Origin of the sequence: Prevotella sp. P3-122 (assembly GCF_002251365.1) — a bacterium.
GTDB lineage: Bacteria > Bacteroidota > Bacteroidia > Bacteroidales > Bacteroidaceae > Prevotella.
Map to the genome: position 1 here is coordinate 53,890 of NZ_NPJH01000080.1, position 20,084 is coordinate 73,973.

Genomic DNA, 20,084 nt, shown 5'->3' on the forward strand with positions numbered 1-20,084 from the left:
CTCACCATGGTGATTATAATCCTAATATGAGACTTACTTTTGAATTATGACTAAGACAAGAAGATTTGTCACAACATTGCTGCTGGCTTTCTCCATGCTGGCAGTAATGGCAATACCGGCCAAAAGGGGAGTAAGCAAGTTCGTGACTTTGACTGATGGCTCTACGGTAAAGGTTAGCCTTGCTGGTGACGAACATCTGCATTTCTGGGTGGACTCGTTGGGCAACAGGTATGTTCCTGACGATGCTCAGGAACTTTACAGGCTGGCCAGTGATGACGATATGGCCAAGAGCAAGGCACGGCTGCGCGCGCGGACGGAGGCCACCGCCCAGAGAAGGGCAAAGAAACTGGCTGCCAATGCCGCACAGGGAACCTTCGAGGGAAAGAAAAAGGGCATCGTGATACTCGTGGAATATACTGACGTAAGCTTCACAACAGCAAATCCTAAGGAGCAGTTTAGCAGAATAGCCAACGAGATTTCATTCGCGGAAGGAAATTTCAATGGTTCGGTGAGGGACTATTTCCTTTCGCAGAGCCGTGGCGCCTTCGAGCTTGATTTCGATGTCATAGGGCCTGTGAAACTTGCCAACAACATGGCCTACTATGGTGCCAATGACAGTTGGGGCAACGACCTTAGGCCAGAGATGATGGTCGTGGAGGGCTGTAAGGCTGCGGATGCCGAGGTGAACTTTGCCGACTATGACTGGGATGGCGACGGCTATGTCGACCAGGTGTATATATTGTATGCAGGCTATGGCGAGGCCGACACTTACAACAAGGAGTCTACAGTATGGCCACACGAATGGGCTCTGTCTGGCTCGTCGATAACATCGCCGCAGATGCTCGATGGTGTCATTATAGATACTTATGCATGCAGCTCGGAGCTTAACGGAACTGGGAAGATTGGCGGTATCGGAACGATGTGCCATGAGTTCTCCCATTGCATGGGCTTGCCCGACATGTACGACATCAACTATTCAGGCAACTTCGGTATGGGACCATGGGATCTCATGGACTCCGGTACATACAATGACAACGGATATACTCCGGCGGGCTACTCAAGCTACGAGCGAATGGTGTGCGGATGGCTGTCGCCGATTGTTGTCAGCAAGGGCGATGAGCTGTCGGTTAGCGGCGTGGCGCCTCTTGCCGAGGACGGTGATGCGTATATGTTGGTAAACAGCGGAAACCCAAATGAGTATTTCCTTGTCGAGAACCGTCAGAGGGTGGCATGGGATGCGGCTCTGCCTGCCAGTGGTGTGCTGGTGCTGCATGTCGACTACGATGAGAATATATGGTACTACAATCTTGTGAATACTACGGGGCGTGACTCTTATTCCGGAATTACGAACAGTCATCAGAGGGTTACGCTGATACACGCCGACAACGATGACGACAAGAGCTATTTCAACTCCCGCAATTACTCATACTCCAAGACCACTTACTATGGAGACCCGTACCCGTATAACGGCAACGACAGCCTGACGCGGCTGTCTGTGCCCTCAAACGCACTATATACTGCCAATGCCGACGGAGACAGCTATATGGATGTCGCTATAAGGAACATTGCTGTTGCCAAAGATGGTACCGCCAGCATGTATTTTGGAGAAAATGCTGTCTCTGAGGGTGGCGATGGCAATGACGATGGTGGAGGCAGTGGCGATGACAATAACTATGTGCTGTTCTACGAGTCGTTCGATGGCTGCGACGGCATAGGAGGTACTGATGGCGTTTATGGCGGAAGCTCACAAGTGGGTATCGCAAGTTTCCTACCCGACAATAACGGATGGGAGAGTCAGAAGGCTTTTGGTGCCAACAAGTGCGCGAAGTTCGGTTCATCGAGCATTGCCGGCTCGGTCACTACTCCGGAATTTGTTGTCGACGGTAAGGCGACGCTGACTTTCCGTGCTGTTCCTTGGGACTCCGACAATACGGCACTTATGCTTTTCGCCAGCACGGGAGCTTCGGTCGTGCCGGCCACATTCACCATGTCTACGGGCGAGTGGACGGAATATACAACGACCATCACGGGTCACGGCGCTGTGAGAATACAGTTCCTCCCGTCAAAGAGGTTCTTCCTTGACGAGGTCAGGGTAACGGGTCCCTCAACATCAGTTCAGGGAATCAGCGTTGGCGATGTTGTTCCTGTAGCAGTATATTCCGTTAGCGGAACACAGCGCAAGGCTATAGGCAAAGGCATCAATGTCGTGAAATACTCTGACGGCACAGTGCGCAAGGTAATGCAGAGATGACCGATGATTACGCGCTGTAGGCGCAAAAGAACATAGCCCAGGGTAGAGCGTAGCGACACCCTGGGCTATTGCGTGTAGGTGATTATACCCCCTACAATCTCTCCTCCTGCAACATTTTCTCAACTCCCTTGCGTATGCTGTTCAGGCCAAACTCTTCTGCGACGATGTCGGCGGGTGCTATCCACATGCACTCTGCGGCATCGTCCATTGCTTTTAGTGGGTCGGTATCCTCTACGCTACACTCGAAGAACATGTCGAGCGTGGGTATGTCTATGCCGCTATAATGATAGGTGTTGGGCAACGAGAACAGGTATCTCGTAGAGGTTACGGTGAGGTTGGTCTCCTCCATAACTTCCCTTGCTATGCCCTCCTCGGCGGTCTCGCCAATGTCGGCAAAGCCACCTGGCAGGTCAAGGGTTCCCTTGGCAGGCTCCTCGCCGCGGCGTACCACGAGGATGCGTCCTTGGCTGTCGCGGATGAAAGCTACGAAAGCAGAACTGGGGTTCATAAACCGCTCGAACCCGCAGTTGCCGCACTTCTTGCTCTTCACCGTTGCCACATAAAACTGGTCGCTGCCGCAGCATGGGCAGTAGAGGAATTTGTGTAGTGGATGCATGGTGTCTAATAGAACCAACCTAAACAGGATTAGAGCAGGGCTTTAATCTCTGCCTCAAGGTCTTTTATCTGTACGTCGCGCTTCTGCAGCACGTTGTTCTTGTCTATGAGGAAGTATGTTGGCAGTTCCCTGACATTATAGCTTCCAAGCTCGTGGGCGTTGGGGCCGTCAGGAGTGCGCACGCTCACCCATGGCAATGCTGCCACGCTTGTCTTCCAGAAGTGCTCGTCGGGGTCTACGCTCACCTGGTATATCTCAAATCCCTGCGCATGGTACTTGTTGTAGATTTCCCTCATCTGCATGATGCGGGCGGTGCTCTCCTTGGTTGCGAAGACATGGAAGTCGAGCAGTACCACCTTGCCTTTCAGGTCGGTAAGCCTGCGTATGTTTCCCTTGTTGTCGGGCAGGGCAATGTCTATCACGCCAGTATACTCCACCTTCGAGGGGTCGACGGTCTGCGCCTGCTCTGCCTTAAGAATGCGGATGTTCTTCAGTCCCTCTATGGCTATGTTGTGCAGGTTCAGCCCGCGCTCGGCCTTCGGATAGTATGTGTCCCAGCTTGTTGCCACGGCAGCGAACACCTTTACGTCGTCCTCGTTGCTGCGTGGATTGAATATCAAGGCTGCGTCATAGCCCAGGGATACCGTCTGGAACAGGGCGAAATAGCTGTATGCCCTCATGGGCTCCTTGAAGATGTAGTCGTTCTTCACCTGCTCCTTGTATACGGCAAGAACAGTACGGATGGAGTCGCGAACGTGGTCGGCGTCCAAAGTACGGTTGGCTATGATGCCGTTGATATTGGCCTGCAGGGCCATCTGCCTGATGGCGAGCTCCTTTATCTTCGAGCAGTCGTCAGAGCCTGTCACCTCATAGTCCGTAGCCATGGTAGGGTAGGAGGCTTTCACTGCAACCTCGCCGATGGAGTCAGCGGCAATGTTGATAATCTGGTTTGCTATACGGAGACGATAGAACTCTGGAGCCTCAGGGGCATTGACGGAGAAATCGAACGAGCCGTCCTCGTCCAGTCTTACGGAGTCTACAACTACGGCTCCGTTGAGGCTCATGTTCTCGAAATAGAGTAGTGAGTCCTTTGCGTCGGTGATGTTGCCGCTGACATCAAATTTCTTGTCGGAACATGATGTGCTGGCCATCAATGTTACCACAACGGCAAAGGTAGAAAGTATTCCTGATAACTTCATTTTCTTTTGTTTTGTTTATTTTGCGACAAAGTTACGATAAATGAGTGGAATATCAAAACAAAACTATCGTTTTTTGGATTACCAGTAAAACCATGTGTCAGCAGATAAACACAGTTAGTGGCAATTAAGAAGACAAAAACCAAGATAAACTACCATCCTCTTCAAAGCGATAAACAAGGCTCAGCATACATTTAAAGTGATTACCACTTATGTTTGCATGCTCGGGGTATATGGTATTCATTGCTGATAAGGTTAATAACCTTAAGGCCGTAAGGTTAATAACCTTTCGCGCGTAAGGTTATTAACCTTATCAGTGGTGCAAACGTATTCGTTGGCTATGACATATATATCAGACTCTCTTCGATAATAATAATCTATGAAGCATCATTCCATATTTCGGATAAACCATAAACAAGTAATAAACCTTCTCTTAGGAAGAGGTATATATTTGGCTTCGTGTTTGCCACTAACTGTGTTTCTCTGCTGACACAGTATTTCCCGACTAAACCGTTTTTTTTCTGTTTATCCCCTTGCGGGCCTTTCTGTCTGTGTGTTATTCTTCCTCCAACTCTTACTGTCTCCCCAAAAAGCGTTAAAAGGCAGAAATAAAGTAAAATTATCAACGGCAATATTCTTTTATTAATTATAAATTAGGTATCTTTGCACGATTTATTTTTTTAGATGTTTGATAAAAACAACAAGTTTAAGTTTTTTAGATGAACGTAATTACGAAAACAGTTCAATTGCCTGATGGAAGAACCATCACGATTGAGACCGGAAAAGTTGCAAAACAGGCCGATGGTGCTGCTGTCCTGAGAATGGGCAACACCGTACTGCTCGCAACTGTTTGTGCAGCTAAGGACGCAGTTCCGGGTACAGATTTCATGCCTTTGCAAGTTGATTACCGCGAGCAGTACGCTGCCGCAGGACGTTTCCCAGGTGGATTCACAAAGCGTGAGGGCAAGGCCAGCGACAACGAGATACTTACCTCACGTCTCGTTGACCGTGCGCTCCGTCCGCTGTTCCCATCAAATTATCATGCAGAGGTATACGTGCAGGTGATGCTTCTTTCCGCTGATGGTGTAGACCAGCCAGACGCACTGGCAGGGTTCGCCGCTTCGGCAGCCATGGCTTGTTCAGATATTCCCTTTGAGTACTACATCTCCGAGGTGCGCGTAGCGCGCGTCAATGGCGAGTATGTCATTGATCCTACCTTCGAGCAGATGAAGGAGGCCGACATGGACATCATGGTTGGTGCCACAAAGGACAATATCATGATGGTTGAGGGCGAGATGAAGGAGGTGTCAGAGCAGGACCTCATCGGTGCGCTCAAGGCTGCTGCCGAGGCTATCAAGCCCATGTGCCTTCTTCAGGAAGAGCTGGCCAAGGAGCTTGGCACCGACGTGAAGAGGACCTACGACCACGAGGTGAACGACGAGGAGCTGCGCCAGCAGATTAAGGATGAGCTGTATGCTCCAGCATACGAGGCCACCAAGGCTGCCCTGCCCAAGCAGGAGCGTCAGGAGGCTTTCGAGAAGATTATCACCGACTTCCTTGCCAAGTATGACGAGGCACATGCCGACCTTACAGCCGACGAGCTTGAGGAGAAGCATGCCGAGGCCATGAGATACTATGCCGACGTGGAGCGCGACGCCATGCGCCGTTGCATCCTCGACGAGGGCATCCGCCTCGACGGACGTAAGACTACTGACATACGTCCTATCTGGTGCGAGGTGTCTCCTCTGCCAATGCCTCACGGAAGCTCTATCTTCACACGTGGCGAGACACAGAGCCTCTCTACATGTACGCTTGGTACCAAGCTCGACGAGAAGCTCGTTGACGATGTTCTCGACAGAGGCTACCAGAGGTTCCTACTTCACTATAACTTCCCACCGTTCTGTACCGGCGAGGCTAAGGCCCAGCGTGGCGTAGGCCGTCGTGAGATTGGCCATGGCCATCTCGCATGGCGTGGTCTGAAGGGACAGATACCTGCCGACTTCCCATACACCGTGCGCCTTGTAAGCCAGATACTGGAGTCTAACGGTTCCTCTTCCATGGCTACAGTCTGCGCAGGCACGCTCGCACTCATGGATGCCGGTGTTCCAATGAAGAACCCTGTTTCGGGTATCGCAATGGGTCTTATCAAGAACCCGGGAGAGGACAAGTACGCCATCCTCAGCGACATACTTGGCGATGAGGACCACCTTGGCGACATGGACTTCAAGACCACTGGTACACGCAACGGTCTTACAGCTACACAGATGGATATCAAGTGCGACGGCTTGAGTTTCGAGATCCTGGAGAAGGCTCTCATGCAGGCTAAGGCTGGCCGTGAGCACATCCTCGGCAAGATGCTCGAGACTATCTCTGAGCCACGTGCCGAGATGAAGCCACAGGTACCGCGCATCGTTGCCTTCGAGATACCGAAGGAGTTCATCGGTGCCGTTATTGGCCCGGGCGGAAAGATTATCCAGCAGATGCAGGAGGACACTGGCTCTACCATTACCATCGACGAGATTGACGGCGTAGGCAAGGTGCAGGTAAGCGCACCCAACAAGGAGAGCATTGATGCTGCCCTGGCCAAGATTAAGGCTATCGTTGCAGTTCCCGAGGTCGGCGAGGTATACGAGGGAACAGTACGCTCCATCATGCCTTACGGATGCTTCGTAGAGATACTGCCGGGCAAGGATGGCCTGCTGCACATCTCTGAGATTGACTGGAAGCGTCTGGAGACCGTTGAGGAGGCTGGCATCAAGGAGGGTGACAAGATTAATGTCAAGCTGCTTGAGATTGACCCCAAGACTGGCAAGTACAAGCTCTCGCACAAGGTGCTCATACCGAAGCCCGAGGGATATGTGGAGCGCGAGCGCCGTCCACGTCCGGAGAGAGGCGAGCGCCGCCCACGTCGTGAGGAGCATAGCGACAGGCCACAGGAGCGCCGTCAGCAGCCACGCCGTTTCGAGCACAGAAACAACGACGAGTATCATGACCCAATGGCACGCCGTGAGCCAAGAGACTTCAACGACTCTCTCGACCACATCAGCGACATCGACTAAAAGCAAGCAGGGCTAAGAGCCCACGCAGCTATACCTTATTATATATGGGCATCAGCATGGCCAACGGCTATTGCTGGTGCCCATTTTTCTGTGTTGACTGCAACAGGCGACTGTTGACGCCAAACATACTATCGCGCTGTAAGCGCAAAAGTACATAGCTCAAGGTAGAGCGTAGCGGCACCCTGGGTTGTTTTATGTAGGTGATTGTCGCCCAGCAAGGGCAAAAGCATAGATAACAGCAGGACATATAACGCTTTTGCGCTTTCAGCGCGCATGGACAACATCACCCTATACCCAGGGTGTCGCTACGCTCTACCCTGGGCTGTGCTCTTCTGCGCTTACAGCGCGTGCTGCCTATGGTATTCGCTGAATATCTGCTGCTGGCATGTTTCATGAGGTCTAAGGTCTAAGGTCTGAGGACTAAGGTCAAAGGTCAAAGGTCTGAGGACTGGGGGCTAAGGTTCGAAGGGTTATGGGAGGGTTCGAGGAGTTTATCTTGGTGAAGCCTAATCCTCCTTGAGTTTTCTAATTCGACAAATAATTGCCGATGCAACGATGATTTCTTGGGCGTTTGTCTTGATTTAGATGAAAATTCAGTAATTTTGCACACATACAATATCCAAGTGTGTGACAAATGCCACCCAGCCACCACTGGAAACTCTCATTGAAATCGCCCTCGCATTAAACGTTGGTATAGAAGAACTGGTGAGAATGCCAGAAGAACAATAAAACGAAGCTAATATGAACAAACTCACCTCATTTCTCATTGATGAGCAACAGGCACATCGTAAGGGAGGACTCTATCATAAGACACAGGTGCAGCTCGCCTACAACTCTAATCGAATAGAAGGTAGCAAGCTGACTGAGGAGCAGACCCGCTACATCTTTGAAACCCGCACCATCGGATTCAAGGATCAGGAAGCTGTACCTGTGGACGACATCATCGAGACAGCCAACCACTTTGTTGCCTTCGACTACCTTCTTCGTAACATCGAGGAACCATTGACGGAAGCTGTCATAAAAGAGCTTCACCGCATTCTGAAAACAGGAACTGCCGATGCGCAGAAGTCGTACTTCAACGTGGGCGACTACAAGCAACTGGCGAATGAAGTTGGTGGTCACGAAACCTGCAAGCCAGACGACGTAGCAAAGGAAATGAGTTCACTCCAGACATGGTATCATGCTCAAAAGGACGTTACCATCCATATCCTTGCCGAATACCACTGGCGCTTCGAGAGCATCCATCCCTTCCAGGACGGCAATGGACGTGTCGGTCGCCTTATCCTCTTCCGTGAATGTCTTCGCAACAGCATCATGCCCTTCGTCATTGACAATGAGCACAAGATGTACTACTATCGAGGCCTCTCCGAATTCAAGCAAACACCTGGATTCCTAGTGGGCACTATGCAGTCGGCACAAGACGTGTACGAAGCATGGATCAAGTATTTCAATGCAGAACTGCTTGAAGGGCTGAAAGTGGAATAATTTGAAATACAAAAAGACACTTCAACATCACGTCTATATCTATTGACATACATAAAGAAAAGCAGATAGCAGTCTTTAATACAGTTACCAATATGACTCAACCACAAGCTGTAATAGATGCAATAGAAAGCCTTGGAGGTATTGCACCACTTGGCAAAATCTATCAGGTAACTTTGCAAAATCTTGATTGTACTTGGGGTACTCAAACGCCTCAGGCTTCCATTAGACGTATTGTGCGCCACACGAAAGGCATTTATGTGGTGCGTAAAGGATTGTATGCACTTGAGTCACATCGCAAGCAACTCGAGGCAAATGGTATTGTTGAAGTTACGAGTGCTAATGCGAATTCCAACGAGATTCAGCAGTTTACGCATTACTATTATCAAGGTTTATTGTTGAAAGTCGGTGAACTTAGGCATCTTGATACGTTCGTGCCAAATCAAGACAAGAACCGTATGTTCCTGCAGGAGGCAACACTTGGTGATCTGCGAAGTCTCAATGAGATTCCCAACTACACTTACTCTCAGCTTGTTCAGCGTTCGAGCACGATAGATGTAATTTGGTTCAACGAACGTAAGATGCCTCATTCGTCCTTTGAGGTAGAGCATTCAACGGACATACAAAACTCTCTGCTAAAGTTTTGCGACTTACAGGATTTCAACGCGCGAATGGTGATTGTTGCAGATGACTATCGCAAAGACGAATATCTCCGCAAACTTAACGAAACCGCTTTCCGTGATCTCCGTGAACAAAAGCGCGTCAGTTTCCTTTCATACGGTGAGTTGGATAGGCAATATGAAAACGCGTTGGCGGATTCGCAGAGAGGATTTATACTATAGCACAATCGTATCATCATAGGTAAAATTCAAAAATGGATTATAGTCAACTTATACAGACACTGAACAGCTCACCAAGTGTGAGGCTCTTGAAGATGAGGAGTGCCGAGTTTTTCTTGGTATTCGTCAAAAGTGTTTTTGATGAAGAACGTGCTGTTGGCCAGGAGAAACTGCTTATGTTGTTAGAAAACCAACTTGACAACCAGGAACTTCTTGAGGAAGATGCCAGTATGGAGAGGCTTGTAGAATCTAATGACGTCAAAGCAAAACGACTAATAAAGGATTGGACAGATAGAGGTTTCCTTACCAATTATCAGAATGAGGAAGGTGAAATCATCTATGAGCTTTCGTCTCACTCGAATAAGGTTATTGACTGGATTGAATCACTAAAAAAGGAAGACTATATTGGAACAGAGTCGAAGTTCAAGACGCTATTCTCTCAACTCAAAGAATTGGTAGAATACTCCAACGAGGATCGAGAGAAGCGAATAGAATTGCTTCGTCAACGTAAGGAAGAGATAGAGCGCCAGATAGAACGTTTGGAAATGGGCGAGGAGGTTGAGGTTTACGAAGACTACCAGATAGAACCTCGTTTCAACAGCCTTAACAAAATGGCAAAAGAATTGCTATCCGACTTTAAGGAGGTGGATGATAATTTCAAGGATATAATTAAGCAGATCTATCAACGTCAAACTGATAATGAACAAAAGAAGGATTTGCTTAGTTACATCTTTGATGCATACGCAGAATTAAAGAACTCTCAACAAGGAAAGAGCTTTTATGCTTTTTGGGAATTCTTGCTCTCTGCTGAGTTACAAAAAGAATGGGACGAATTGACGGACACGCTGTATAAGACACTTGAAGATAGACAGATTGAAGCAAAGGATATGTTTCTAAAGGAAATCAAGAGACATCTCTTTGATGCAGGAGAAAAAGTGTCAAAAACCAATGATAGAATGAGCGAGAAGCTAAGTCTTATCATTAGGCAAAACGAGCGATCTAATGTTGAAGCAACGAAACAGATAATCAAGGATATAAAGAAATTGCTTATTGAAGTTTCCAAGAATAAAGAAAAGTCTGATGCATCACTTCGATATGAAACCATAGAGATAAACCTTCCTATTGAACGCCAATTAACTTTCACTCCAACGAGAGAAGTAGAATATATGGATAAGCCCCAAGATTCGGTTATTGGTATAAACGATCTTGAAAGAATAGGCAAATTGTATAATCCATATTACGTAGATAGGAAGATTCTTCGTAAACGTATAGATGAAATGCTTAAAGATAATGGACAAACAACTATTGCAGAAGTTATCGCTAATAATTCTGGTATAGAAAAAGGTCTATCTGAACTGTTTGGTTACATTGGCATTCTAAAAGAATATAAGACAGCCGTTTCAACTGAACATACACAGTATATCACGTTTAGCGAAGATAAATCAATAGAAATTCCTGAAATCATAATAACAAGATGAACAGTTCAAACATAAAACCATATAGCAAGGCCATAGTAAAACTACTGAAAGGCATTGTTGAAAAGGACGATGCCGTTTGGAACGAGGTGCTAAGCTATCAGAGTGACATACAGGATTATATTGCCGTAATGGGTCTGGAACTTATTGTAAAAAAAGATGAAGGGTTCGCCTTTGTGAAACAGTTTAAATTGGATGATGATAAGACTATGAATATGGTCTCGCGTAGGCAATATGGCTTTGAAGTATCGGTAATGCTAATAGTCCTGCGTCAGATATTGGAAGACTTCGATAGTAATCCTACAATGCAGGCAACAGACAAATATGTTACCGCATCGGAAATAAAGGAGGAAACAGAAATGTTTCTGCCCACATCCTATAACAAAGTAAAATTTGAAAAAGAATTGGATTCCAACATTGACAAAATTGTTAAATTCGGTTATCTTATAGAGCCTAAACATCAAGAAGGAGAAAAACGATATAAGATTCATCGTATTATCAAAGAAAAGATTACGTTGGATGATTTGTTAGACTTCAAAAATCAATTGAATAGCTATGATGCCGGAAATGAGCCTATTTAATACGAGTCCTCAGGTAGCGGGTTTCAAACTTGACTATATGGAAGTTTGGAACTGGGGAACGTTCGATGATACTGTTTACCGACTGAACCCACAAGGCAACAATTCGTTGCTTACAGGTGCTAATGCATCCGGTAAGAGTACGATTATTGATGCTTTGCTCACACTTCTTGTGCCCTTGAAACGCCAGCGTTTCTATAATCAGTCGTCTGGAGTTGAGAAGAAAGGAAACAGAACCGAAGAATCCTATTTCTTTGGCAACTACGGAAATCAGCAGCAAGATGGAAGCTCCAGCACAACATCGTTAAAGCTCCGTGGGAAGAATAATCGTTCTGTATTGTTAGCATCGTTCTGCAATGTTGACGATAGAGTCGTAACTCTTTTCCAGGTTCGCTATTATACTGGTGAGGAATTGAAGGTGGTGTTTGGTATAGCACGTAAGCCTCTTTCTATTAAAGAAGATTTTTCAGAGTTCGACCAGAAGGGCGTTTGGCGTAAACATCTGGACAAAGAATTTAATAGCGGGAATGCAAGACGAATGATAGAGTTTTTTGATGGACCTATGGCATACGAGCAGAAGATGCTTGAACTTTTTGGTATGCGTTCAGAGAAAGCATTAACTCTGTTCAACCAGATAGTTGGCGTAAAGGTGCTCGATGATTTGGATAGTTTTATCCGTGACAATATGCTTGAGATGCTGGATGCAGAAGAGAAATATCAAGATCTCAGGGAAAACTTCCAGAATCTCATGGAAGCAAAAATCAATATTGATAAAACGAAAGAACAAATTCGCCAGCTTGAACCGATTGATGCACTAGCAAAAGAAATTCAGGCAATAGATTCTCGCATAAAAGAATTGCAGCATGAGAAGGAAGTGGCAGCCTATTGGTTCGCCTCTAGAACAGTAGAGTTATGTGATGAGGAATTGTCTCGTTGCAAGGCTGAACTACGGAAATTGGACGATGAACTGAAGGCGTTGCATGGAGAGAAAACAAAGCTTACAGATGAAAAAACTCGTCTGAGCATTGCTATTGAGCGTGATGAGGTTGGCCAACAGATAAATGAATTAAAACGTGAAATTAGCAGCAATGAAAAAGAACGGGACAAACGACAAGTTAAACTAGATGGTTATAATGCGCTTGCCCTGAAAGTAAGCCTTGTAGTAAATCCTGATGCGTCTACATTTGATAGTAATCGTTCTAAGGCGAAAGGCGAAAAGGATGCATTGCAGAAGCAAATAGATAAGGAATTATCTGAAACAAAACGTGTAACGCAAAATGCTCTTGATGAAATAGAAAACGATATAAAACAACATGTCGAAACAATTCGCTATTTAAGAGAACATAAGAACAACATATCTGGTCGTGTCGCTGAAATCCGTGACGAGATAATATCTCATGTTGGAGCAACTACGGAAGAAATACCATTTGTCGGTGAACTGATCTCGGTAAAAGATAATGAGCGCGGATGGGAATATGCTATCGAACGCATACTTCACAACTTTGCACTCAGGCTTATTGTGCCAGAAAAATATTATCAGCAAGTTAATGAGTATGTCAATAACCATGACTTGCGAGGAAGAATCGTATATCAACGCTACAGAGGCGTAGAATCTCTTCGTGAGTTTGAGAATAGACAAATATCTGGAAATTCTCTTTTGAAGAAGATCAATCTGAAAGAAAAATCACAGTATATCGATTGGCTTGAAGATAGGCTTTATGCCGAATTTAATTATACATGCGTAGATTCGCTTGCTGATTTTAGTCACATCTCAGAGAAGGCTGTAACAAAAGAAGGACTGATTAAATCAAGAGGTGGAAAGCATGAGAAAGATGACCGCCCAGAAACACAGGGTAGAAGCCATTATGTGCTTGGATGGGATAATCGTGAGAAAATTGCAGAGTTAAAGAACGAGTATGAAGAACTCGTCAATCAGCAGAAATCTAAAAAAGAAGGGCTCAAGCGTCTTGATGCTCAGAAGAAAGAACTTGAAACTCAAAAAGAAGCTTTCCACGACCTTTTTAAGTATGAGAAGTATGACGAAATTGACTGGCAGTCGTATGCTCAAATCATTCAAGAGAAAAATGAGCAGAAAAAACAATTAGAGGAAACTAATGATCGAGTTAAAGAACTGCAAAAGCAATTAGGAAGTGTCAAAGATTCTATAGTCAATATTGAAAAACAGAATGAAGAAATCATTCGCCAGCAAACAAGAGTTACTGACAGGAATATAAGCGTTGGAAAACTTCGAAATGATAATGCTCAAGCTTTAGCATTGATGGGGTATGTCGAAACTGATAGCTTCGAAGAAAATCATTCTGAAATCCTGTTGATAGAGTTAAAAGATATTGGAACAAAGCGTACCTCTATGCAGAATTCTATCGAACAAGACATGAATACTCAACGCGGGCTAAAGAACAAGAAAAATAGCGAATGTCAAAAGTTAATAAGTGAGTTCAAATACCCTTCGGAAGAAATTACTTCGAAATATAGAGACTGGCGATCAGACGTAAATAGTCTTACTGGTGACGTAGAGTATGTGGGAGAATATCAGACATTCCTTTCACGTCTTTATCAGGAGAACCTTCCTAGTTTTGAAGGCAAATTCAATAAATATTTGCAAGAAACTATTACTCACAACGTAAACGCGTTCCGCATGTTCTTCGAGAATTGGGACGAGTCCATACGTAAGACTATTAGCCAGTTAAATTCGTATCTCAGAGATATTGATTTCAACTCACATCCTGACACCTACATTCAACTCGAAGCAACCAGAAAACTCAACGTTGATACCGCTGATTTCCGTAAGTTACTGAATGAAGCGATTCCTAACCTTCGTGAAGTTGAATCAAGCATTGATGGTCGAAAAGTTCATTTTGAACAACATATTGAACCTCTGATGAAACGTCTTCAAGATGAACAATGGCGATCTGCTGTAATGGACGTACGAGGATGGTTCACATATAAGGCTGTTGAATATTACAAAGAAGATAATCAGAAGCGCAATACCTATGAGTCCATGGGACAACTCTCTGGTGGAGAGAAAGCCCAATTGACCTACACTATTCTCGGTTCAGCAATTGCTTATCAGTTTGGATTGACTAAACATGGTTTGGATTCATCGTTCCGCTTTATCGCCATAGATGAAGCATTCCGTGCGCAAGACGAGGACAAGGCTCGCTATCTCATTTCACTATGCAAACAGTTGCACTTGCAATTGCTGGTTGTAACTCCAAGTGATAACATTCACATTGTGGAGAATGATATTTCGTATGTGCATTATGTTGAGCGCAAGGGTAATACATCAGTACTATACAATATGCCAATTAGCAAATTTAAAGAGGAAAGAGAAACGTTTATTGAGGCATGATAACTGCAACGGAAATAAAAAAGAAGGCTGAACGCAAATATCAGGATTATTTGCGAAGCATTGTTGCGTGCGAGCCATTTGAACCAATTATCATCATCTGTGATAAAAAACCAAGTGCTACAATTGTAGAATATGAAAAAGAACTGAGGAATATTCGTTCTTTGTCCAAAGAGGTAAAAGGGTTTGGCTATACTCTTGAATGGAAGAAGGTTAATTCTAAGGCTCTTGGTCTTCAGGAGTTTCCTGACAGAGTGTTATTTGATTCATCAGAGGATTTTGAGCGTTTCTTGGGCAAAACAAATGAGGTCAAGAACTTCCGTAATAATGTATCAAAAATTCTTAACTCATTTCCTGCGTTAAAGAGTTTAATAGAAAAGTATCCTATGAAGGTTGTGGATAATGCAGATCTATGGGATGACTTACTAAAAGTTGTCACATATTTCGCAGAGAATCCTTGTCCCAATTTGTATATTCGCGAATTGCCGATAGAAGTACATACGAAGTTCATCGAGCATAACAAACCTATAATACATGAGTTGCTGGATGTGGTTATAGCACCTTTTGTTTGTGAGGAAGAAAAAGACTTTGAGAGGCGCTTTAATCTTAAATATTCTGAACCTATCGTAAGGATGAGAATCTTGGATAGCGATGTTGCTTCTTCATGTTTTAATGGTGTTAATGACATTTCTGTGCCTGTTAGCCAATTCTGTAATCTGTCAATTCCTGTAAGTAAGGTATTTGTTGTTGAGAACCTGGTCAATTTCTTGACATTTCCACAAGTTTCAGATGCAGTTGTTATTTGGGGTAAGGGGTATGCCGTTTCCGCGGTCAAAGAATCGGTAATGCTTAAATCATCCACACTATACTATTGGGGAGATCTTGATGCCCAAGGGTTCGAGATTCTTTCTCAATTCCGCGGATACTTTCCACAAACTCAAAGCTTCTTAATGGATAGGAACACTTTTGATACCTATTTTGAGGGCGATTCTGGTACTCATAGCAATGTTTCAGTTGAATTACGCCTAACAGAAGATGAAAAGTATCTTTACGATTATATTAAGAAAAATAATTTTCGTTTAGAGCAAGAAAAGATAACTCAATCATTAGTGGTTAAAACTATTAACTTACAGAATTGAAATATGTTCCTCTATCAAAAACTCATAGATCGTTCCACTCTGCGACAGGGATTTCAGATTCCGGTGGAGTTTCATCACCTACTGAAGGCGATGCCTGGGGGTATGCCTCAGCATGGGGAGACGCGAAACGTGAAGGTTGTGATTGATGGTGTGGGCTATGATGCGCAACTGAAGAACCAGGGATTCGACCGCTCGAAATATGACGGACATGCGGACATGATACAAATAAGGTACAGCGAAGGAAGTGCATTAGTGAAGCGATTGTGCGAGGTGTTCTGCTCCACTTGGAACTATGTGGAGAGCATCAAGAACCTGCCAGAGAACATCAACCGTAAGTTCACCATCCGCATCCCCGAGGAACATCAGGAGTTTCTTGCCCTCAGCACCACGGATTTGCCTAACGTCTACGTTGCTGATTGCATCACAACAGCAGTTAAGGCAGAGGTGAAGACAGAGGTAAGCACAATGTCGGAACTTGACTTTGAAACCTTCGAACCACGTGAGGACAAGAGTGCTGGCATCAAACAGGTCACTCGCCTACAGAAGGTTCGTCAGCTCGACCGCTCCATTGGCGACTACCTCAAACTTCTCTATGACTATCGTTGCCAAATGACAGGCGAAAAGGTGGGCGATGAATACAACACCTTGGTGGTTGAAGCACACCACATCATCCCCTTCACCGAGAGCATGAACAACGACACCTCCAATATCATCATCCTCTCGCCATCGTACCATCGCATCATCCACAAGGCAAAGCCTGTGTTTGACCGTACAAACCTATCTTTCCGCTTCCCTAATGGATTGGTGGAGAAGGTGAAGATAGATAAGCATCTAACGAATGGATAAACGAACATGGGATTTCCCTGTCAAAATAACAATGAATATGGAACAACTCGATATACGCCAACTGATAGGCGAAGCGACAGAATACGATAAGAAACAGGCTCTGGAGGTAAAGAAACCGAAGAGCTGGTGCAAAAGCGTGAGTGCCTTTGCCAATGGCATTGGTGGTAAACTCGTATGGGGTATTGCTGATGATGACACACTGGTAGGTCTTGCTGACGCTAAAGGCGATTCGGAGAAGATTAGCGAGGCTATCAAGAGTCATATTGACCCTATTCCCGACTTCAAGCTTTCGTTTGCCAAGTGCGAGGACAAGGAGTTTGTAGTACTCGATGTAATGCCTGGTGCTCAGACTCCTTACTATTACATTGGTGATGGTCAGATGCAGGCTTTTGTGCGTGTAGGTAACGAGAGCGTGGTGGCAAGCGTGGCGAAACACAAGGAACTGGTGCTGAAGGGCAGCAATGTGTCGTATGACAGTCAAGTGTCTCGCTGGAGATTTGAGGACATGGCATTTACAGTGTTGCGTGCTACTTACTTCAAACGTACCAACCGCTCGTTTGAGGATAGCGACTACGAATCGTTCGGCATCGTCAACGAGAAGGGCGAACTGACTAATGCTGGTGCTCTCCTTGCCGACTATTCGCCAGTGCGCCACTCTCGTCTGTTCTGCACCCGCTGGAATGGCGTGGACAAGGCAAATGGTGTGATGGATGCCCTGGACGATGAGGAATATAGCGGCAGTTTGGTAACGCTTCTGCAAGCAGGTATGGACTTCGTGCGTCGTAATTCAAAGAAGGCTTGGCGTAAGACTCCCGACAATCGTCTTGAATATCCTGAATATCCGGAACGTGCTGTGGAAGAGGGTTTGGTAAACGCCCTTATTCATCGCAACTATTTGGAACTTGGTAGTGAAGTGCATATTGATATGTATGACGACCGACTTGAGATATTCTCGCCAGGTGGTCTCATGGATGGCGGTTCTATCAAGGATATGGACCTGATGAACATGGCTTCTCGCAGAAGGAACCCTGTTTTGGCAGATGTGTTCAATCGCTTGAAGTACATGGAGCGTAGAGGATCAGGTTTCAAGAAGATCATCTCTGCCTACAAAGAGCATGAAGGCTACAAGGAAGGCATAGATCCTGTTTTCTCAACCCCATGGGATAGTTTTATCCTAACGCTACCTAAGTTCAATGTTGTTGGTGTAGAAGGTGTCTATGTAAGTGATGTGAATGATGCTGAAGATAATAATGAACGAGGTGGTCAGAAAGGTGGTCAGAAAGGTGGTCAGAAAGGTGGTCAGAAAAATGAAGAGAAGACCATTGACACTATTCTCCAACTCATTAAAAACAACCCAAATATAACAAGAAAAATCCTCGCGCATACCGTTGGTATCTCTCCAAGTGCGGTACAGAAGCATATCAATAGATTAAAAGCGGCAGGTGTCATCATTCGTCATGGTGGAGACCGTGGAGGCTATTGGGAAATTGTTGATTGAGACACGCGAATATAGAATTTACTGATAAGTGTAAAATATGGACTTCCCAAAGGAAATGTATGATATGTTTGACCGCATCCGTGAGCAACAAGAGGCAAATCTGCGAATGTGTACAACACTCGTGGCTGGATTTGTTGCCACGAATGAGAGGGATGTGAACTACATGGATAGTTTCATGGACAGCTTGTTTGACTGCATGGAGCAACAGAACGAGGAAGAACTGCTGATGAGGAAATATATCGATCATATCGCTACTTTTGATGCTCTGGAAGCAAAAGAACGTACTGAGCATTTGGAAGATCTTCTTGGGTACAAGTCTCACGTCGCATGTGCAGCTTGTTATCTTGCAGAAGAACTACATGCAGGACAGGTTGATAAGGGCGGCAAAGACTATTTCATATCGCATCTACTCTCTGTTGGTAAATTAGGTCACGACTGGAAGGAAGAAACTATTGGATTCTTACATGATGCTGCGGAAGATACCCCTCATACCGTGGAAGAGGTAATTGACCTGTTGAAGAAAAAGCTAGCTGAATTGCTCACAAAGTCTAATGATGATTGGAAATACAAGTTCGAAGACTACATACACGTATATCCAGGGGACATGTTTCATAGGCTGACAGAAGTGGAATGGGAGGAAATTGCGAATGCCCTCCATTGCCTTAATCATCATAGTGCACCGACAAGAGAAGAGTATATCAAACGTATTTCGAAGAATCCCCTTGCCCGTAAAGTCAAGATGAACGATTTGGAGAGCAATATGGATATATCTCGCATCCCAAATCCTACGGAGAAGGACTTTGAGCGTCTAGAGAGGTACAAGAAAGAATACAACTTCTTGTTAAACTCCTATCGAAATCAATAAAAAACAACGAAAACAATAACGTTGGTGTTCGCAAAGTGTGTTCGCAAGAGTTTGCTCTGTATTTCAGAGGATTGCATTTTCTCTGCAACCCCAAAGTTTTTTAATTTGAATTTCACATGAATTTCACGCTAAAACAAAATCAAGCAGTTAATTTTGTGTTAACTGCTTGATTTTTAATGTGGACCAGCCTGGGCTTGAGATTTGTCGAGCCTTACGAGACCCTCTGACTGAAAGGAAGAAACCTAGGACCTCCAGATTATGAGCCTCGCAAAGTGATACTCCATGAGATTTTGTTGTTTGTAATCACCCCTGATTATCAGTACTTTACAAAATTATCATCTTCTTTGAATCTCAAAAAATACCCCTAACTGAAATAGTTTGTTTACGCATTGTTTACGCAGAATTGCTGGAAAGAAGTGCATTCGTCAATTCGTCTGCCAAGTTATTATCCGTGACTTTTATCACATTGTCTTCTTCGGAAGTATAGCCAAGCGCATTTATTGCTCCATACCATACTATAGTCTTGTCTATAATAGTCGTGCATAGCGACAAGGTTGGGATAATCTTTACGGATAATCCTTTTCTTTGCAGATATTCAGTTTGTTCGTTGGCGGTATGGGTGAGGACGAGTACTTCAATTCCTTGACTTGACAAATTCATTAAATATTCCACAAGGCTATTTCGCTCTGCGTTATACAATTTGGGAGAGGATAGCACTACGGAGTGCTTGGCTGTTCCGAGATCTGTTTTGTATGGCCGGAAGTATGTCTTACCATTGAATATCTGTCCTTCGTTTATTGAGAACTCTATGTCATTAACATTGTCAAATAGTGTTGGTTGGCTTTTGATGATGGTCTTATAACCTATAGACGC

Annotated in this window: 13 protein-coding genes and 1 pseudogene; 11 read left to right on the plus strand and 3 right to left on the minus strand. The window is 45.0% G+C overall.

Translation table 11 applies throughout. From position 1 onward, the window contains the following. The first annotated feature begins 46 nt into the window (after positions 1-46). Positions 47-2,251: a M6 family metalloprotease domain-containing protein gene (locus tag CIL02_RS13115; RefSeq protein WP_094402391.1), complete on the plus strand. Its 2,205-nt coding sequence runs from the start codon at positions 47-49 to the stop codon at positions 2,249-2,251. 91 nt (positions 2,252-2,342) lie between these two features. Here CIL02_RS13115 and CIL02_RS13120 read toward each other — a convergent pair whose 3' ends face one another. Both CIL02_RS13120 and CIL02_RS13125 read right to left on the minus strand, forming a co-directional pair. Then, complete coding sequence (locus CIL02_RS13120) at positions 2,343-2,867, minus strand: NUDIX domain-containing protein (RefSeq protein ID WP_094402393.1); 525 nt, start codon at positions 2,865-2,867, stop codon at positions 2,343-2,345. Positions 2,868-2,896: 29 nt separating this feature from the next. After that, positions 2,897-4,066 carry a TlpA disulfide reductase family protein gene (locus CIL02_RS13125; protein ID WP_094402395.1) on the minus strand — a complete coding sequence of 390 codons (1,170 nt, stop codon included), beginning with the start codon at positions 4,064-4,066 and terminating at the stop codon, positions 2,897-2,899. 716 nt (positions 4,067-4,782) lie between these two features. Between CIL02_RS13125 and pnp the strand changes: the two genes are divergently transcribed. From pnp to CIL02_RS13180, 10 genes are all read left to right on the plus strand, one after another. Continuing rightward, entirely contained in the window at positions 4,783-7,122 is a 2,340-nt protein-coding gene (gene pnp, locus CIL02_RS13135; protein ID WP_094402399.1) for a polyribonucleotide nucleotidyltransferase, read from the plus strand. Between the two features lie 741 nt (positions 7,123-7,863). After that, positions 7,864-8,607 carry a Fic family protein gene (locus CIL02_RS13140; RefSeq protein WP_094402400.1) on the plus strand — a complete coding sequence of 248 codons (744 nt, stop codon included), beginning with the start codon at positions 7,864-7,866 and terminating at the stop codon, positions 8,605-8,607. Between the two features lie 92 nt (positions 8,608-8,699). Then, positions 8,700-9,446 (plus strand): hypothetical protein, encoded by a 747-nt coding sequence (locus CIL02_RS13145; protein ID WP_094402402.1) that lies wholly within the window; start codon positions 8,700-8,702, stop codon positions 9,444-9,446. 32 nt (positions 9,447-9,478) lie between these two features. Then, the gene (locus tag CIL02_RS13150; RefSeq protein ID WP_094402403.1) at positions 9,479-10,921 is read left to right on the plus strand and encodes a DUF3375 domain-containing protein; all 1,443 of its coding nucleotides are present in this window, start codon (positions 9,479-9,481) and stop codon (positions 10,919-10,921) included. After that, positions 10,918-11,499, plus strand: coding sequence for a DUF4194 domain-containing protein (locus tag CIL02_RS13155; protein ID WP_094402405.1), 582 nt, complete (start codon positions 10,918-10,920; stop codon positions 11,497-11,499). Before CIL02_RS13150 ends, CIL02_RS13155 begins: the two co-directional genes overlap by 4 nt. Next, positions 11,474-14,866 carry an ATP-binding protein gene (locus tag CIL02_RS13160; RefSeq protein ID WP_094402407.1) on the plus strand — a complete coding sequence of 1,131 codons (3,393 nt, stop codon included), beginning with the start codon at positions 11,474-11,476 and terminating at the stop codon, positions 14,864-14,866. The genes CIL02_RS13155 and CIL02_RS13160 overlap by 26 nt, the downstream gene beginning before the upstream one ends. Next, a complete protein-coding gene (locus CIL02_RS13165; protein WP_094402409.1) occupies positions 14,863-16,002 on the plus strand; it encodes a Wadjet anti-phage system protein JetD domain-containing protein in 1,140 nt (379 codons plus the stop codon). Before CIL02_RS13160 ends, CIL02_RS13165 begins: the two co-directional genes overlap by 4 nt. Before the next feature lie 3 nt (positions 16,003-16,005). After that, a complete protein-coding gene (locus CIL02_RS13170) occupies positions 16,006-16,848 on the plus strand; it encodes an HNH endonuclease (protein ID WP_141210239.1) in 843 nt (280 codons plus the stop codon). 37 nt (positions 16,849-16,885) lie between these two features. Then, positions 16,886-18,346, plus strand: coding sequence for an ATP-binding protein (locus tag CIL02_RS13175; protein WP_094402415.1), 1,461 nt, complete (start codon positions 16,886-16,888; stop codon positions 18,344-18,346). Positions 18,347-18,383: 37 nt separating this feature from the next. Beyond that, positions 18,384-19,211: a hypothetical protein gene (locus tag CIL02_RS13180; protein WP_371589477.1), complete on the plus strand. Its 828-nt coding sequence runs from the start codon at positions 18,384-18,386 to the stop codon at positions 19,209-19,211. A gap of 393 nt (positions 19,212-19,604) precedes the next feature. On the opposite strand, the pseudogene CIL02_RS16425 reads toward CIL02_RS13180, so the two are convergent. After that, a pseudogene (locus CIL02_RS16425) lies at positions 19,605-20,084 on the minus strand (helicase); the annotation flags it as partial.

What these genes read in the sequence shown, in the direction of transcription:
- CIL02_RS13170 (WP_141210239.1), top strand. Translation starts at nt 16,006, where the DNA reads ATGTTCCTCTATCAAAAACTCATAGATCGTTCCACTCTGCGACAGGGA.
- CIL02_RS13145 (WP_094402402.1), top strand. Translation starts at nt 8,700, where the DNA reads ATGACTCAACCACAAGCTGTAATAGATGCAATAGAAAGCCTTGGAGGT.
- CIL02_RS13150 (WP_094402403.1), top strand. Translation starts at nt 9,479, where the DNA reads ATGGATTATAGTCAACTTATACAGACACTGAACAGCTCACCAAGTGTG.
- CIL02_RS13120 (WP_094402393.1), bottom strand. Translation starts at nt 2,867, where the DNA reads ATGCATCCACTACACAAATTCCTCTACTGCCCATGCTGCGGCAGCGAC.
- CIL02_RS13140 (WP_094402400.1), top strand. Translation starts at nt 7,864, where the DNA reads ATGAACAAACTCACCTCATTTCTCATTGATGAGCAACAGGCACATCGT.
- CIL02_RS13180 (WP_371589477.1), top strand. Translation starts at nt 18,384, where the DNA reads ATGGACTTCCCAAAGGAAATGTATGATATGTTTGACCGCATCCGTGAG.
- CIL02_RS13175 (WP_094402415.1), top strand. Translation starts at nt 16,886, where the DNA reads ATGGAACAACTCGATATACGCCAACTGATAGGCGAAGCGACAGAATAC.
- CIL02_RS13155 (WP_094402405.1), top strand. Translation starts at nt 10,918, where the DNA reads ATGAACAGTTCAAACATAAAACCATATAGCAAGGCCATAGTAAAACTA.
- CIL02_RS13165 (WP_094402409.1), top strand. Translation starts at nt 14,863, where the DNA reads ATGATAACTGCAACGGAAATAAAAAAGAAGGCTGAACGCAAATATCAG.
- pnp (WP_094402399.1), top strand. Translation starts at nt 4,783, where the DNA reads ATGAACGTAATTACGAAAACAGTTCAATTGCCTGATGGAAGAACCATC.
- CIL02_RS13125 (WP_094402395.1), bottom strand. Translation starts at nt 4,066, where the DNA reads ATGAAGTTATCAGGAATACTTTCTACCTTTGCCGTTGTGGTAACATTG.
- CIL02_RS13160 (WP_094402407.1), top strand. Translation starts at nt 11,474, where the DNA reads ATGATGCCGGAAATGAGCCTATTTAATACGAGTCCTCAGGTAGCGGGT.
- CIL02_RS13115 (WP_094402391.1), top strand. Translation starts at nt 47, where the DNA reads ATGACTAAGACAAGAAGATTTGTCACAACATTGCTGCTGGCTTTCTCC.